This is a genomic window from Natrinema sp. 1APR25-10V2 (genome assembly GCF_031626495.1).
Classification (GTDB): Archaea; Halobacteriota; Halobacteria; order Halobacteriales; family Natrialbaceae; genus Natrinema.
Genome location: NZ_JAMQOJ010000007.1, coordinates 285464 through 301651, shown reverse-complemented (window position 1 = coordinate 301651; position 16188 = coordinate 285464). Strand labels below are relative to the sequence as shown.

14 protein-coding genes are annotated in these 16188 nt (G+C 66.0%); 5 read left to right on the top strand and 9 right to left on the bottom strand.

The genetic code is table 11. The features are described from left to right. The first annotated feature begins 291 nt into the window (after positions 1-291). Together NDO75_RS22030 and NDO75_RS22025 are read left to right on the top strand one after the other, a co-directional pair. The gene (locus NDO75_RS22030; RefSeq protein WP_310908767.1) at positions 292-1056 is read left to right on the top strand and encodes a DUF6775 family putative metallopeptidase; all 765 of its coding nucleotides are present in this window, start codon (positions 292-294) and stop codon (positions 1054-1056) included. Positions 1057-1212: 156 nt separating this feature from the next. Next, positions 1213-1623 (top strand): thioesterase family protein, encoded by a 411-nt coding sequence (locus NDO75_RS22025; RefSeq protein ID WP_310908766.1) that lies wholly within the window; start codon positions 1213-1215, stop codon positions 1621-1623. Between the two features lie 274 nt (positions 1624-1897). On the opposite strand, the gene NDO75_RS22020 is transcribed toward NDO75_RS22025, so the two are convergent. The 6 genes from NDO75_RS22020 to leuS form a co-directional block, all read right to left on the bottom strand. Next, positions 1898-2596 carry a methyltransferase domain-containing protein gene (locus NDO75_RS22020; RefSeq protein WP_310908765.1) on the bottom strand — a complete coding sequence of 233 codons (699 nt, stop codon included), beginning with the start codon at positions 2594-2596 and terminating at the stop codon, positions 1898-1900. 12 nt (positions 2597-2608) lie between these two features. Next, the gene (locus NDO75_RS22015; RefSeq protein ID WP_310908764.1) at positions 2609-3508 is read right to left on the bottom strand and encodes a thiamine-phosphate synthase family protein; all 900 of its coding nucleotides are present in this window, start codon (positions 3506-3508) and stop codon (positions 2609-2611) included. Between the two features lie 58 nt (positions 3509-3566). Beyond that, positions 3567-4169 (bottom strand): DUF420 domain-containing protein, encoded by a 603-nt coding sequence (locus NDO75_RS22010; protein ID WP_310908763.1) that lies wholly within the window; start codon positions 4167-4169, stop codon positions 3567-3569. Between the two features lie 132 nt (positions 4170-4301). After that, positions 4302-5051 carry a J domain-containing protein gene (locus tag NDO75_RS22005; RefSeq protein ID WP_310908762.1) on the bottom strand — a complete coding sequence of 250 codons (750 nt, stop codon included), beginning with the start codon at positions 5049-5051 and terminating at the stop codon, positions 4302-4304. A 59-nt stretch (positions 5052-5110) separates the two neighbouring features. Then, a complete protein-coding gene (locus NDO75_RS22000) occupies positions 5111-5404 on the bottom strand; it encodes a HalOD1 output domain-containing protein (RefSeq protein WP_310908761.1) in 294 nt (97 codons plus the stop codon). 119 nt (positions 5405-5523) lie between these two features. Next, entirely contained in the window at positions 5524-8298 is a 2775-nt protein-coding gene (gene leuS / locus NDO75_RS21995; RefSeq protein ID WP_310908760.1) for a leucine--tRNA ligase, read from the bottom strand. A gap of 192 nt (positions 8299-8490) precedes the next feature. Between leuS and NDO75_RS21990 the strand changes: the two genes are divergently transcribed. Both NDO75_RS21990 and NDO75_RS21985 read left to right on the top strand, forming a co-directional pair. Beyond that, a complete protein-coding gene (locus tag NDO75_RS21990; RefSeq protein WP_310908759.1) occupies positions 8491-9075 on the top strand; it encodes a hypothetical protein in 585 nt (194 codons plus the stop codon). A gap of 101 nt (positions 9076-9176) precedes the next feature. Then, positions 9177-10145 carry an SDR family NAD(P)-dependent oxidoreductase gene (locus NDO75_RS21985; protein ID WP_310908834.1) on the top strand — a complete coding sequence of 323 codons (969 nt, stop codon included), beginning with the start codon at positions 9177-9179 and terminating at the stop codon, positions 10143-10145. A 34-nt stretch (positions 10146-10179) separates the two neighbouring features. On the opposite strand, the gene NDO75_RS21980 is transcribed toward NDO75_RS21985, so the two are convergent. Next, entirely contained in the window at positions 10180-10638 is a 459-nt protein-coding gene (locus tag NDO75_RS21980; RefSeq protein WP_310908758.1) for an SPW repeat protein, read from the bottom strand. 821 nt (positions 10639-11459) lie between these two features. Here NDO75_RS21980 and NDO75_RS21975 point away from each other — a divergent pair. Beyond that, positions 11460-12383, top strand: coding sequence for a carboxypeptidase regulatory-like domain-containing protein (locus NDO75_RS21975; RefSeq protein ID WP_310908757.1), 924 nt, complete (start codon positions 11460-11462; stop codon positions 12381-12383). A gap of 566 nt (positions 12384-12949) precedes the next feature. Here the strand turns inward: NDO75_RS21975 and glmS are convergent. Both glmS and NDO75_RS21965 read right to left on the bottom strand, forming a co-directional pair. After that, on the bottom strand, positions 12950-14758 hold the full coding sequence (gene glmS / locus NDO75_RS21970) for a glutamine--fructose-6-phosphate transaminase (isomerizing) (RefSeq protein WP_310908756.1): 1809 nt from the start codon (positions 14756-14758) through the stop codon (positions 12950-12952). 557 nt (positions 14759-15315) lie between these two features. Next, positions 15316-15960, bottom strand: coding sequence for a MarR family transcriptional regulator (locus tag NDO75_RS21965; protein ID WP_310908755.1), 645 nt, complete (start codon positions 15958-15960; stop codon positions 15316-15318). Between the last annotated feature and the right edge of the window lie 228 nt (positions 15961-16188).

The window sequence follows — 16188 nt, the reverse complement described above, 5'->3', positions numbered from 1 at the left end:
ACGATCGGAGGTATCGGCATATTAATTTCAGACTAATTTTCTCGTATAAAAAGTAATTTGCAGTATAGATAATAATGTAAAGTGTGGCGGTGTGAACTGAGCGTGTTTTTACTGGGGACGATGGTATCTGGCTTCGCGCCTGCGCTACGGCCGGGTTGCTCCGAACGGCACTGATCACTGCGGTCGCCATCGGTCCCCGAGGCGTTCGAAATACCGATTCGATCGGTGCGACTCGGTGTCGGCAACACCCCGATCGTAAGTGTTTCACCCAGTGGTACCACGAGATAGTACATGGTCGATCGAGTCATCTGTTATCGCGCGCCGACGACGGTGGCCGATATCGACGCGGTCGCCGACTGGCTGCGGGCGCGGATCGACGCCGACGTCAGCGTGCGCGATCGGTTCCTCGAGGTCCATCGCACGGATGACCTCGCCGAACGGTTCGCCGAAGCCCGCGTGCCGTCGCCGTACGAGCGCGAGACCGGCAACACGATGTTGGGGACGATCCGCTACGAGGAGCGGGCGCTCGAGCAGCCTGAACGCGAGGGCGGCGTCCTCTACGACGGGGCGGCCGTCCAGCGCACACTCAACGCCGCGCTGCCCGCGGAGGAACGGGACCTCGAGACGCTGCACGTGGCGGTCCTCGATCGGGCGATCGGGACGTGGGGCGACCACGACGGGCGGTGGCACAAGCGCGTCACCGTGCTCGGCCAACCGGCGCTGATTTCGGTACCGGGACTCTACGAGGCCCCGGCCAAGCCCGAGGCGTACTACAAGGAAAAGCAGCGCCACGCCCTGCTCTCGGGCGATGCGCCGCCCAGAGAGGTCCTCGAGAACCAGGTCGAGGGTGACTTCCTGGTCGACGACGATCCGCGGACCACCGACGCGCTAAAGGGCTACGTCCTGCAGGCGTACCACTACCTCGAGACCGGCGAGCCGTTTTGCGATCGGGAGGGCTGTCGGCTGTTCAACGCGCACTACCACGAGGACCTGATCGACGCGCAACTGCGCGAGCCGGCGTTCTGCGGCGAGCACGCGCCGGTATACGACGCGTGAGTGAAGCAGCCGAGGTGGGCGTCGCGAACCCCAAACTCGTTGCCACAATAGCGGGACGTTCGTTTCGTCGGTCGCTCTCGCATCGCCTTCCCCTCTCGGCCTCTCTCTGGTCGAATCGGTGCGTACTTTTGTCCCAGCCGTCTTCAAAAACGTACAATGAGTGCCGAGTTTACCGTCGACGTGCCCGTTCGCTTCCGCGATCTGGACCCGATGAACCACGTCAACCACGCCGTCTACGCGAGCTATCTCGAGGCCGGTCGGACCGCGTACCTCCGTGACGTGGCCGGACTCGGCGACGAGGAAATCTCCTTCGTCATCGTCGATCTCCAGATCTCCTACGAGCGCCCGATCACCAAGGGCGACGATCCCACGGTCGCGCTCTCGGTGACCGGCCTCGGCGACTCGAGTTGCACCATGGACTACGAGATCCGCGTCGACGGCGACGTGGCGGCGACGGCCGAGACGACGATCGTCCACATCGACCCCGAGACGGAGCGGCCGAGTCCGATTCCCGACCCGATGGCCCAACGGATTCGGGAGCACGAGGGGCTCGAGGCCGTGGCGTAATCGACCGTAAGCGGGTTCGACTGCTCGGTTTTCGATGAGTCAGCGCTTCACCATTAAAATGATTAGTATGCTCTACCGAACGAAGGAGAGTGTCCTGCTATCGTGGCAACAGGGGATTTCCACGTCCTCCCAACCGATTCGCTCCCTCACTCCGTTCGGTCGGTCATCCCTCGCGCGCTGTCGAGCAGACGGTCCGCCGTCGACGAACCGTCGCACAGCACGCGCCACCGCAGACAACTGATTGAGCTGGCGTGAGACCGATCCCCACGTAGCGCTACTCGAGGACACCGCCGGTCAATCGAACGACGCCGAAGACGTGGGTCTCGTCCGCGACGGCGCTCGAACGTTCGCGGAGGCGGGCGTGAGCGGCGTCGATCTTCTCGTCGAGTCGGATGTGGGGCTCGTTTTCGTATCGGAGTTGCGTCGTCGGCGGCGTCGAGAGGACGACGATCGCCCGGAAGACGGCGTTGACCGGCGGTGCGTACCACTCGTCGCTGCGCGCGGCGTTGGCGAGGACGACGGTGCCGTCGGGGCCGACGAGGTCGCACCAGTCGTCGACCGCGCCGGCCGGATCGTCGAGCATGCCGACGACGAACGTCGCGAGAATCGCATCGATTTCGCCGTCCACCCCCGGACCCTCGTCCTCGAGGGCACCACCCACCGGCGGTTGTGTCGCATCGCCTTGCACGACGTGGACGTTGTCGAACGCTGCGGTAGCCGCACGTGCCCGCTCGAGGACGGGGCCGGTGAAATCGATCCCGATCACGGTTCCCTCGGGACCGACACGCTCGCGGAGGGAGGGGAGGTTCGCGCCGGTGCCACAGCCCATTTCGACGACGGTATCGCCTGGCTCGAGGCGGCAGGCGGCGGCCGCCCGTCTGCGGAGACGGGCGATACCTGGCGTTCTGCGCGCGATCAGATCGTAGAGGCGGGCCCAGCGGCCGTAGAACTCCTGGGCGGATTCGGTCGACATCAGTGTGCAGATTTAGACGAGCGAGCGGATCGTGTCCGCGACCGACTGCGCGTCGGGGCCGAGGACGTAGATGAGCGGTTCGATCCCCATGCCGCCAGTCTGGTACAGCACGGTCGCCTCGGGTTGGTCTTCGATCGCCGCGCCGACGCTCGAAGCCACGTCGTCCGACTCGTCGAACTCGGCGGCGACGTGGCCCGCCTCGGCGAGCTCGTCGATCAGATCGGACTCGTATCGGATGTTGATCGCCGCCGAAACGTCGGCACCGTGGCGTCGGGCGGCGAGCAACACTCGCGCGACGTGTTCGGAGACGCCGAACTCGGGGGCGGCGGGAACCGTCGCTTGCCCCTTCACGTCGAAGATCCGGCCGGGAACGCCCGCAATGTCGTCGACGGTCTCGGCGTCTGGCGTGCAGGCGACCAGATTCGAGCCGACCGCCGGGATCAGTCCCGAAAAGCCGCTCGCGGTCTCGAGAACGCTCAGCCCCTGCCGGACCGACGAGAGCACGCGCTCGCTGGCTCGGAGGTCGCTCTCGGGATCGTGTACCCGGAATCCGGAGCCGTGTTCGGCGAGTTCGGGCACCGCTTCCTCGTGGAGCTGTGCGAGCAGGTCGCCGCCGGACTCCAGTTCGCGGATCAGCACCTCGAGTTCGATCAGCGCCTGGACCGGCGAGATGTCGCCGGCCGCCAGCCCCGCGCCGAGGTCGTCGACGAGGTCACGGACCCGGTCGTCGTCGGCGATGCGGTCGTTGACGGTTACATCGCCGTGGGCGTACTTCGACACGGCGCTCTGGCTAATTCCGAGTACGTCGGCCACCTCGCTCTGGGTGAGCCCCCGGTCGCGCAGGTTGCTGGCGAGCAGCGACCGGACGGTCGGGAGGAACTCGTCCACGACGATTTCTTCGACGAATTGCATTCGTTAGGTGCGAGTACGAGCGGCCGGCGGGATAACTTGTCGGTACGTCCCAGCAGGGCTACACGATCGGCACGAGGATCGCTGCGAACTCGTAGCTGTAGACGTGATTGAGCAGTACGTAGGTGACGACGCCGAGTGTGAGACTCAGGATCCACGCGCCGGCAGCGATCCGGCCGATCCTCGCGTGGGGCGTCGTCCGGAGTTCGGCGGGGGTGTGGGTCAGTCCGAGGATGAGGGCGTAGAGGACCACCGGTACGGAGACGACCGAGAGGATGATGTGGATCGCGAGCATGATGAGATACGGATAGTAGACGATGTCGGGTCCGACGAAGTGTTTCTCGCCGCCGCCGCCGACCTTGAACAGGTAGACGACCAGAAACAGCAAGATAAGCACGAACGCGCCGACCATCGACAGCTGGTGTTTCCTGACCTCGCCCGAGCGGATCCAGTACCAGCCGCTCGCAAGCAGGATCGTCGCCGTCGTGTTGATGACGGCGATCGCGTGGGTCAGCAGGTTGATCTGTCCGTGCGTGAGTTCGGGATAGATCGGCACGTCAAGCAGGAACGTGCCGAGCACCAGCGCGTATCCGACAATCGACAGGAGGATCGTTACGCCCATCGGCCGCTCGCGGAGCCGCCGTCTCGCGTCAGCGGTTGCCATTATCGGACGTTAGGAGCACCGCCGTATCACGCTTGCTGTTCTGTTACGGCAGCGGGACGCTCGCGCCGTCCACTCGAGGCACGAAAAGAGCGGGACGACTCGAGGAGCGACGGGCGGAGGGGAACCGGGTTCTCAGTCTCGCGCGAACGGAAGTCGATCCAGCCGCTCGCGGACGAGCGGTTTCAGTTCGAAGAGGTATCGTTCGGTGTCCGCGAGCCCGTCCGAGTCTGTGCGGGGCACGTGTTGCGTGTACATGACCTGATCGAGCGTGACGCCGTCGGGAATTTCCTGGGCGATGACGACGCCGTCCAGCGCGCTGCCGGGCTCGAGTTCGGCGTCGGTTCCGGTCCACCGATCGGGGAGGTCGGTGGCGTGGGGTGTGACGATGCTCGAGCCTTCGTAGAGGAAGCCGTCGTCGCCGAAGAAACTCGTGTTCGTCTTCCCCTGCCAGGAGAGGGGCCGGTCGCTCTCGTTGCGGACGCGGAAGAACGCGACCGTCCGCGTCGTCGCGGCGGTGACCGGGCCGTCGACCAGCGACGCGAGGTCGACGCCGTGAACGAGGCCGGCCAGCGTCAGGGAAAGGTACTCGCCGCTGACCGTCAGTTCGTGGGTGCGGCCCTCGTCGAACTCGTCGGGCTCGTAGGTCGGTTCGTGTCGGTGCCGTGATCCGTCGTTTCCACGGGTTATGGCACCGCCGTCCGTCTGTTCGTTCGGCGCTCGTTCGCCGATGATCGCCTCGTAGGCCTCCTGAATCCGTAGAAACCGTTCTCGAGAGCCGCCCTGATCCGGATGGTGTTCCTTCAGCAGGGTCCGGTAGGCCCGCCGAACCGCCCGTTCGTCGGCGTCCGACGACAGGCCGAGGGCCTCGTAGTGGCTCTCCATCGTGGCTGCAATCGATGCTTCGACGAAAAGAGTCTTTCCGTGTGCGACCCCGGGGGGCGTCAGTCGACGGACTCGGTCAGCTCCTCGAGCACGACCGTCCCGTCTCGATCGACGGTGACGTCGTATCCGCAGAACGGGAACGAGACGACTCCGTGCGAGCGCTTCGCCCCGTTCGACCGGTCCGCGAAGAGCGCGTCGAGCGCCGCCGGATCCACGACGGCGTGGAGCGGCTCGTACTCCGGCGGTGCGACGGCTGTCGGCTCGACTCCCTCTGCTTCTGCGACCGCTTCGATCACCGCCTGACTCGGCGTCTGTTGGGACGACGACCCGACGCTACCGCCACCCTCCACCATCGTATCCACCTCTTCCAAATCCGGTGGAATAAAAGTGTCCTTCCGAGCTAATCGGTCGCCGGCGCTGGGGACGGCGGCAGCGATCGCGTCTCGACTGGCCGCGAACCGACCACGGCGTCTCAACTGATATGGATCGCTGGCTTGCCGGGGCGGGCTTTCGCCCCCAGTTCGTCGTCGCCGGTCGCTCGGCGAACGGTCACGTCTGCGTCGAACTCGTCGACCACGAGCCAGGTAGCGCGCTCGAGGAGCGCGAGTTCTCGATCGGCCGCCAGTTCCCGGCCGCCGTCCGGGCCACCGTCGCGGCCGAGGATGTCGCCGACGAACGCCGCGACGGTCCCGCGGTCGACGTCGGTGTCGTCGCCCTCGAGGACTCGATCGACGACCGATTCGACGTCGACGGCTCTGGTTTCGCCGTCGTCGGCGGCCGCCCGTCCGACCAGTTCGGCGGCCCGGTACTTCCACTCGCGGGCGACGACCAGTTCGACCCGCTCGGGTTCGTCGATGTCGGCGACGTCGACGATGTCGCGGACGTCCTCGAGGGTTCGGTCGACGAGTCGGCGCTCGCGCTGGTAGGCCGCGACGTCGCGTTCGGGTTCGGGCCAGTCGGCCGCGACGACCAGTCCTTCGCCGCGCAGTTTGTTCCACAGCTCTTCGCCGAGGTGGGGGGCCATCGGTGAGATCATCGCCGCGAGGGTCAGCAGGCCGCGCCGGTACACCTCGCCGTGGGGTCGGTCATACTCGCGGTAGCGGCGCAACAGCCGCGCCAGTTCCTGAATTTCTGTGGCGGCCCGGTGGAACCGGAACCGCTCGTACTCCTCCGTGACGGCGGCGATCGTGCGGTCGATCTCGCGGGCCAGGTACTCGTCGTGGGCCCGCCGCTCGAGTCGCGTGTCGCCCTCCTCGACGAAGTCGGTCGCCATTCCGTAGAGGGTCTGCTGGAGATCGTAGGCGCCGCGGACGTTGTTTGCGGTCCACTCGAAGTCCTGTTCGGGGTGGGCCGCCGAGAGGACGAACAGCCGGGTCGTCTCGGCACCGTACTCCTGGGGCGCGACGACGTTGCCCTTCGAACTGGACATCTTCTCGCCGTCGTACAGCACCGTCCCCTGACTTCGCAGCTCCGCGATCGGCTCGCGGCGATCGAGCAGGCCGAGATCGGCCAGCGCCCGCGTGAAAAAGCGGGTGTAGAGCAGGTGGAGGATGGCGTGTTCCTCGCCGCCGACGTAGACGTCGACCGGCAGCCACTCGTCGGCCAGCTCGGTGTCGAAGGGGGCGTCCTCGAGCTGGGGAGAGAGAAAGCGCAGGAAGTACCACGAGGAGTCGACGAAGGTGTCCATCGTGTCGGTCTCCCGTTCGGCCGGACCGCCACACTCCGGACAGGTCGTCTGCTTCCACTCCTCGGCGGCGTCCAGCGGGTTGCCGGTGGTCTGGACGAACTCCGGGAGTTCGACGGGGAGCTCCTCCTCGGGAACGAGGACGCGCCCGCAGTCGTCGCAGTGGACGACCGGGATCGGCGTCCCCCAGTAGCGCTGCCGGGAGATGAGCCAGTCTCGAAGGCGGTACGTAACGTCTTCTTCGAGTGCGTCGTGGTCCGCGACGATCTGCTCGCGCGCCGTCTCGCTGTCGAGGCCGTCGTACTCGCCACTGCTCTCGAGGACTCCCTCGCCGGTGTACGGAATCGTTTCCGCGGTTTCGCCGTCGCTACCGCCGGTGGTGGCGTCGCTTTCGCGGTCGGTACCCTCCCCACCTTCCGGGACGACCACGCGCTCGATCGGAAGGTCGTGCTCGAGCGCGAACGCGTGGTCGCGCTCGTTGTGGCCGGGGACGCCCATCACGGCCCCGGTTCCGACGTCCTCGAGGACGTAGCCGGCGACGTAGACTGGCAGTTCGTTCCCGGTCAATGGGTGGCTCGCGGTGGCATCGGTCTCGACGCCAGCGAAGCCGACTTCGTCCGGGTCCTGATCGCGAACGGCGTCGACGTACTCGGCGACTCGGTCGTCTTCGTCGGCGAGTTCCCGCGCCAGGTCGTGGCCGGGCGAGACCGCGAGGTAGGTCGCGCCGTAGACCGTCTCCGGCCGTGTGCTGAACACGTCGACCGCCCGGTCGCCGCCGTTTCCAGTCGCGTCGCCGTCGACGGCCACGTCGAAGCCGATCCGCGCTCCCTCCTGGCGGCCGATCCAGTTGCGCTGGATCTCCCGGACGCCCTCGGGCCAGCCTGCCAGATCGTCGAGCCCGTCGTAGAGTTCCTCGGCGTAGTCGGTGATCGTGAAGAACCACTGATCGAGTTCGCGCCGGCCGACCGGGGTCTCGCAGCGCCAACAGACTCGAGTTCCGTCGTCGCCGCTCCCCCGGTCCGAGGACTCGCCGTGTTCGTCCGCGCGCTCGACCACCTGCGCGTCGGCCAGCACCGTCTCGCAGTCGGGACACCAGTTGACCGTCGCCGCTTCGTACTCGACGAGTCCCGCTTCGTAGAGTTGCTCGAACAGCCACTGATTCCACCGGTAGTAGTCGGGCTCGCAGGTGGTGATCTCTCGAGACCAGTCGTAGCCAAAGCCCATCGTCTCGAGTTCCTCGCGCATACGCCGGATACAGGCCTGCGTCCAGGACTCGGGGTCGGTCTTGCGCTCGACGGCCGCGTTTTCGGCGGGGAGGCCGAACGCGTCCCACCCCATCGGGTGGAGCACGTCGTCGCCCTGCATGCGACGATAGCGCGAGTAGGCGTCCGTGATCGCGTAGTTGCGGATGTGCCCCATGTGGAGCGTACCGGACGTGTAGGGAAACATGCCGAGGACGTACGTCGGATCCTCGGCGTCGGAATCCAGCGCGTAGACGTCGTCGCGCTCCCAGACGTACTGCCAGAACTCCTGTACCTGCGCGTGATCGTAATGACTCGTCATTGTCGGCGAGGTCCGTTGTTCCCACTCGGTCGGCCGGCTATATCATTGTTCGGCCGCGCGACGCGGTTTCGGCCCCTCGAGGGGCCAGCCGACCGCGCCCCGACGGCGGTCACCGCCGACCGGTTGGGAGTTCGTACAGTCTGTGGGCTGAGATTAACAAAGCCGATCGGCCGTCTACGGTCGGGATGTCGAATGTCCCGCGTTCGCGACGATCTCCCATCGGCGGTCGCACTGCTCGTTACCATCGCCGCCGTCTTGCTCGCGTTCGGGGCGCTCATGACGGTGTTCGCCCCGCAACTGACGGCCGGCGACGGTACGACTACCGCGGCGAACGAAACGAACCTATCGAACGCGACGGCCGACGACGCCGACGCCAGCCTCGATGCGACGTCGGACGGCAGCGGGTCCGACGAGTCGACGGCCGAGCCGACCGAGGACGGATCGGAATCGACCGCAGCCGGCGACGACGAGCCGGAAGACGACTCCGATCCGCCGGCAGACGACGAGCCGGCCGAGGAGACGGAATCGGCCGACGATGAGCCGTCCGAAGACGACGAGCCGGCCCCGACCGACGACGAGGACGAACCCAGCCTGTTCGAGCGAGTGTTCGGGGACAACGGGCTGGACGACGAGGACGACGTAGATGTGGACGGCGACGGGGACGACGTGGAGGAAGACGAGGACGAGGACGAACGAGGACCGCCCGAGGACGCCGGCCGAGGACCGCCCGAGGACGCCGGCCCCCCTGACGATGACAATGGACTGTTCGACGACTGAACGGGAGCGCGGCGCCGGCCGTCCGTTCCCTCGTCGATCGTGACCGTGTTCGAATCCGACGCACGATGACACCCTTCTCCGATGCCGTCGAAGACGCGTCCGTGACGACCACTGCACTCGTAACTGGCTGTTCGTCCGGGATCGGCTACGAAACGGCCCGTGCGCTCCTCGATCATGGCTGGCGCGTCTACGCGACCGCCCGCGACCGTGATCGGGACGGCCTCGAGAAGCTCGCCGACCGCGGAGCCGACATCGCGGCGCTGGATCTGACCGAGCCCGACGACATCGATCGCGTCGTCTCGCGGATCCGCGAGGAGGCCGGCGGCGTCGATTGCCTCGTCAACAACGCGGGCTACGGCCAGTTCGGCCCGGTCGAAGACGTTCCGACGATCCTGCTCGAGCGGCAGTTCGCGGTCCACTGCTTCGGCCCGCACCGGTTGATCCGGGCGGTGCTGCCGGGAATGCGCAGACGCGGACGCGGACGGATCGTTACCGTCACCAGCGCCGCAGATCGGCTCGCGCTGGCTGGAATCGGCGGGTACACCGCCTCGAAGTGGGCGATGGCGAGTTTGAGCGACGCGCTCAGACAGGAGCTGGTCGATACGGATATCGACGTCGTCGTCGTCCAGCCCGGGATCGTGAAAACGCCGTTTTACGACCGCGCGGTTCGCGCAGTCGGCGACGCAGCGGCTACACGAGATCGATCGCGATCGGATTCCGACGCGACCGCGGCAGAGCGGAACGTGACCGTCGTCCAGCCCGATCACTATACGGACCTCTACCGAGTCCTCCGTCGGCTCCGCGCCGTCGAAGCCGGCGGGCCGTTCGTCAACGAACCCGAGCGCGTCGCGTCGACGATCCGTGAGGCCGCGACCGATCGAAACCCGGATACGCACTACCGCGTCGGGCCAGTACCGCTGCTGGGCTCGCTGTACGGGACGCTCGTCCCTGGATCGATCCGCGATCGGCTCACGCGCCTCGGGGTTCGACTCGCCGCGAGCGAACCCGTACTGGACCTGCTCGAGCGACGCACGGCCGACGCGGATGCCGAGCGGTATCCGCGGCGGTGACGCGGCGCTGAAAAACGGGACTTCGACCTGGCGGCTACCGCGTGCCGGCAGCCGTTCCGGTGCGGACGTCTCGGCCGCCGGCGTAGGCGATGTACGCCGCCAGCGCGGCGGCGACGAGCCCCGAGACGATGTTGCTCCAGATCAACCCGATTCCGGCGACCTCGAGGGCCTCTATGGCGAACTGGCCGTCGATGGCCCACTGTGAGACGACGATCCACAGCGCTAACAGGGCGACGAGCGACATGACGCCGGTACTGGTGGGGTGACCGCTGCTGATCCGGTAGTAGTTGTACCCCGCGAGCAGGAAGATCGCCGCGCCGATCAGGACGTTGTTCCAGAACATAGCCGGGTCCTGTGAATAGAGGAACGGCGAAACGGCGATCCAGAGGCCGATCACGGAGACGAACCCGCTCAGCCACTTTCGTCCCGACGCGTCGTCGTCGCGGGTGCGCGATTCACCAGTCGTTGGTTCGTTCGTCGTGGACTCGGTCATGATTCTCCCGATCGTCGGTACCGCGGGAGAACTGAAAAAGCGCGACGACCGTTCCAGTCATGCGCCGGAAACCCGCTCGAAAATCGGCCGCTCCGCAGAGCAGTCAATACGAGATGTGGACAACCAAAATCCGGTTACGACACTCCAATGGACGACTGGTGAGGGACACGCTGATCCGGTAATCAGATGTTACGACACAGCCGGGCAGGGCAAAAACTATCTAGCCGAGACGGTGCACCGGAATCGCTACGACAGCTCTCGAGGGGGCCGACTGGCCGTCTGCCGGTTAGTACTGCCGTCTCGACCGCCGCGGAGTCGTTTCGAACGGCTGAGCGGGAGTCGACCGACCGCGTGGCCACTCGAGCGAGGGGGCCTCGATCTGATCGGTGCTCGAGTCGACCACCTCGACTGCCGCTTACGATCGATTTCGACCCCAGTCGTGTTCGACTTCGCATCCCCCCAGTGGTGCAGTGTATACGGAGTGTTCGCCCATCGTCACGCCGGAACTGGCCGCTCTCCGCGATCGTTTCGCCCGCTGAAACCGTTTTATCGTCCGTATAGTGAACCGCCGACCGGCGAAACGGTCGCGTAATGAAATCACGCGTACCGACAGCTCGGAGACGAAACGGCTCGTGGCGGTCCCCGGTTTGCTACTCGAGTTCGTATTCCCACGGTGATTCGAGGGTGGCCAGCGCGGCCGCAACCGGCTATGCAGTTCCCTCCAATCGATCGGCCGCTGCTCGAGCGAAACCGGCGGTGGCGAACGAAGCCGAGACGGCGAACGCGTAACGACTGCACGACGGTCCCCCTACTACTATACAATGCGTCGCAATGTCCGACGACAGCAGACGAAAACTCGATCGATTCAACGCAGCGTCCAGCTTCTGCTCATCCTCAGCGGAATCGCGTTCCTGCTGGCAGGGCTAGTACTCGCTGCGAGCGGTGCCTCGGTCACTAGCGCGTTCGGGGCAGTCGACGACAGGTTGGACGATTCGAGCCAGCCAGCCGATGACGGTGCCGGCTCGACGGACGGAGACGCCGCGAGCAGTGGCAACGAATCCGCCGGGGCCACCAACGAAACCGACGGCGGCGGGGAGAACAGCGACTCCGACGGCGGCGGAACTGGTAGCGACACGGTCGACTCCGGCGGGGACGACTCAGGAAGCGAAAACGACAGCGAGAGCACTCCTGGGGACGAAACGCACGTCCTGACGGCAGTCGTGGAAACCGAGAACGGGCAACCGATCGATAACGCGACTGTCAGCGTCGATAGCGGTGGTTCCTCGAGCGACGAACGAGCGGTCGACGGAACCGGTGAGGCCGAGTTCGAACGCACGAACGGCGAGTACACCGTCACTGCGAGCGCGGACGGATACGAGTCCGCCGAACGGACCGTGCAGCTCGACGGTGCCGACGAGACGGTCACGCTGACGCTGACCGAGCGTAGCGACACTGGCGGCGGTGGCAGCAACGACGACGGGACTCACTCGCTGGCGGTAACCGTAGCCGACCAGAACGGGTCGCCGATCACCAACGCAACCGTCGAACTCCGGGACGAGTCGGGACTGTTCGCCTCGAGCGAAACGAAAACGGTCGGCGGAAACGGGACGGCGGTCTTCGAGCGCGAGAACGGCGAGTACACGATCGTCGCGAGCGCGGACGGATACGGGACCGCGGAACGGACCGTCCAGCTCGACGGATCGGACGAAGCGATCACGGTGCTACTCGACGCACGCGACGGCTGACGTCTCGCGAGACGAACGATACCTGTTTCTGGGCGGTCGATAGCCGACCCTTGCCCCGTCCGATCCGCACTCGTGTTTCCGGTGACTGTCCCGACCGGTGGCCTCGAGCACCAGTAGGATGCGTGCGCGACCGGCCGGCGTTCACACAGCATCTGACGCCGCGAGCACTGCCGCGGCGGCAGCCACAGCGATCCGTCGCGGGGATCAGACCGAACACTGACGGACTCGAGCAGTGCACACGAGACGGTGTGTTTTACTGGTCTCCTCGACAGGACGGAACCGAGTCGGGGTTCTGATCGCCGGGATGCCAAACGTCGTCCGGTCCGATAGAGGCGGTCGCGTCGTTCGAACGGGGGCATCCAGGGCCACCGCCACACTCCGATCCCGGCTCTCGATCGCTTCGATCGGTGATCGACAACGGATGCTCGGACGACGGGCTGCCGGACAGTACGACGGCGGACGACTACCGGACGACGGATACGATACTGCGCGGACGGAGAACAGCAAACCGGCTCGAGGACGGACGGACGACGCGTCGAAAAGGCGTTATGCGGTGACCGAGACGATCATTCGACCGTTACGCTCTTCGCGAGGTTGCGCGGCTTGTCGATCGGGCGCTCGAGCAGCTTCGCGGCGTGGTAGGAGAGCAGTTGCAACTGGACGTTGGCGAGCAGCCCCGCCCAGACGGGGTGGGTCTCGGGGACCGACAGGTGGGCGTCGGCGACGTCGACGAGGGGATGGTCGTCCGGCCCGACGGCGATGATGGGCGCGCCGCGGGACCGGGCCTCGATCGCGTTCGTCTTCGTCTTCTCGTCGTCGCTGCTCGTATAGACCGCGAACAGCGGCGTCTCCTCGGTGACGAGCGCCAGCGGGCCGTGTTTGAGCTCGCCGGCGGCGAAGCCCTCGGCGTGCTCGTAGGTGATCTCTTTGAACTTCAGTGCCCCCTCGAGCGCGACCGAGCGCCCGAGGCCGTTCCCGATGAAGAAGAACGACTCGCTGTCGATCGTCTCGCGTGCGAGCGTTTCGGCCGCGCTCGTCTCGAGGACGGTCTCGACGTGGCCGGGGAGGTCCGCGAGCGCCTCGAGCATGGCCGCGCGATCCTCGGCGGGGGTCCCATCAGGCGCATCCCCGGCGATCCGCTGAGTGAGCAACGCGAGCGTGACCGCCTGCGAGGAGTAGGTCTTCGTCGCGGCGACGCCGACCTCGGGGCCGGCGCGGATGTAGACGGCGTCGTCGGCCTCGCGCGCCGCGGTCGATCCCACGACGTTGGTGACGGCGAGGGTTCGCGCGCCGCGGTCGGCCGCTTCCCGAAGCGCGTCGAGGGTGTCGGCGGTCTCGCCGCTCTGGGTGACCGCGACGGTGAGCGTGGTTTCGTCGACCGGCCCGGACGCGTATTCGTACTCGCTCGCCCGAAGGACATCCGTGCGGACGCCGGCGGCGCGCAACAGCTGGCCGCCGTACAGCGCCGCGTGGTACGACGTACCGCAGGCGACGAACTGGACCGAATCGATCTCGCCGAACGAGCCTGGCGGGAGCCCCTCGAAGGCGACGTCGCCGTCTTCGACGCGGCCCTCGATCGTATTAGCGAGCGACGTCGGCTGGTTGTTGATCTCCTTGCGCATGTAGTGGTCGTATCCGCCTTTCCCCGCGTCCTCCGGGTCCCAGTCGACGGTGTCGACCGGCCGCTCGAGCGGCGTGCCGGTGAGGTCCGTGATCCGGTAGGAATCGGGCTCGAGGACGATCAAGTCGCCGTCTTCGAGGTAGATCACTTCGTCGGTGTGATCGAGGAATGCGGGGACGTCGCTCGCGAGGAACCACTCCTCGTCGTCGACGCCGAGGACGAGCGGCGACCCCTTCCGGGCGGCGTACACCGCTTCCTCGCCGTCGACGATCGCGGCGATCGCGTAGCTGCCCTCGAGCGTATCGACGGCCCGACGGACCGCCCGTTCGGTGTCACCGGTCTCGTCCTGAAACTCGTCGATGAGATGCGGGATGACCTCCGTGTCGGTGTCGCTCTCGAACTCGTGGCCCTTCGCGCGGAGGTCCGCACGGAGCTCGTCGTAGTTGTCGATGACACCGTTGTGAACCACGGCGACGTCGCCCGCCGTGTCCGTATGCGGGTGAGCGTTCTCGTCGGTCGGCGGCCCGTGGGTGCTCCAGCGGGTGTGGCCGATCCCCATGTTGCCGTGTGGCTCCGTGGGAAGCGCCGACTTGAGTTCGGACACCTCGCCCGAACACTTGTGAACCTTGACCCCGGAGCCGTTCTGGACGGCGATCCCGGCGGAGTCGTAGCCCCGGTACTCGAGGTTCTCGAGGCCGGAAAGGAGCGTCTCCGCGGCGTTTCCGTGGCCGATCCGGGCGATGATCCCGCACATCAGCCCGTCACCCCCGCTCGAGCGGTGGTCGATACCCGCGAATCGGCGCTCAAACGGCGTCCGATGGCGGAAGCGAGGGCTGTATCGGGGGAGTCGAGTCGGCACGAGACCGCTGCCAGGGCAGTGCTGTTCCGTATCATTGGTATCACCGACCCGATCCGTCTTCGTTGCTGACGGACCGGGCGTCACTCCAACCACGTGCGACAGCGGGCATTACTATACGACGAGTAAGACGATACCGGGAATACGACGGACGCTATCGACTGTCTAAGTCGGTATTCGTTTTTGCAATCCCGTTCGTGCCGTCGCCGTCCCGCCGTCGGGAATCCATTCAGTTCGGACCGTTCCGTCTGACCGAACGCTTCGCCGACCGTTTCGAAGCGGACAGCTGTACCGCGCGAAGAACGTGAGGGCCCGCTCGGCGCGGTATCGCATAGACGCTCGACCGTCTCGCGTTCGAGAAGCGATCGCGGAGGAGGTGGTCACCAGCTTGGGCCGTCCCGACTTCCGAGACGGCAATCGGGTGTCGCCAGCCGGGGCCAGAAGTGGGTGCGTGATTACGGAAGCGGATTTCCGATCTCGTCCGCCTGTGCCTCGTCGTTCGGCGTTCGGTCGGCCAGGGTGATGACGTTCTCCCGGCCGACCGATTGCTTCTCGATCGTTCCATCGGAGTGCATCTGCGAGCAAATTCGACTGACTTTCGATTTCGACCAGCCGGTTTCTTCGGCGATTCGATGCTGGCGGATGCGACCGTGGTTCGCGACGAGTAGCCGGACTACCTTCCCTTCGTCGCTCAGCAGCGTCGGTGGTGTTTCGGGTGAGAGATACGACTCGTACGCTCGGTGATCGTCGGTGTGTTCGTGGTTCGAATCGCCGTCGTCACCTGCCGCGGTCACCAGCGGGAGCGACGATAACTCGACGTCACGGGTCGACAAAACCTCGGCCAACCGGAGCCCGACGAGCCCGCTGATCAGCAGGAAGAGAACCGCGATCAGGGCCGATTCCCAGCCCGATGTCGTGCGAAGTAGTTGTATGACGGACAACGGTCCACCGGAACGTTCGCCCATCCGCAGCACGACCGCTCCCGATGCGATCGCACGGCCATCGTAGTGCGCTGTCGAAGCCGGGCCGTCGCCGCTCGAGATGGTGGTGTGAATCGATGCGAGTGCGGTTCCGACTTCGATCTGGGGCGTGGACACCATGATTCGCGGTTCTTCTGCAGTCGGTGCGTGATCGAGCCACGGATCGTCGTGGACTCGCCGACCGCACCGGACATCGGATTCACGGGACCTTCATTATAGAGTCGTACAGGACCGCTTAACAACGGTATAAGCGCTCGCACCGCCGGGCGATATCCCGGGATATATCGGCCGGTAGCGCTCTCGACCGGGGGAATCAGCCCGTTGTCGCTATCGCATCCGTTTATTCGC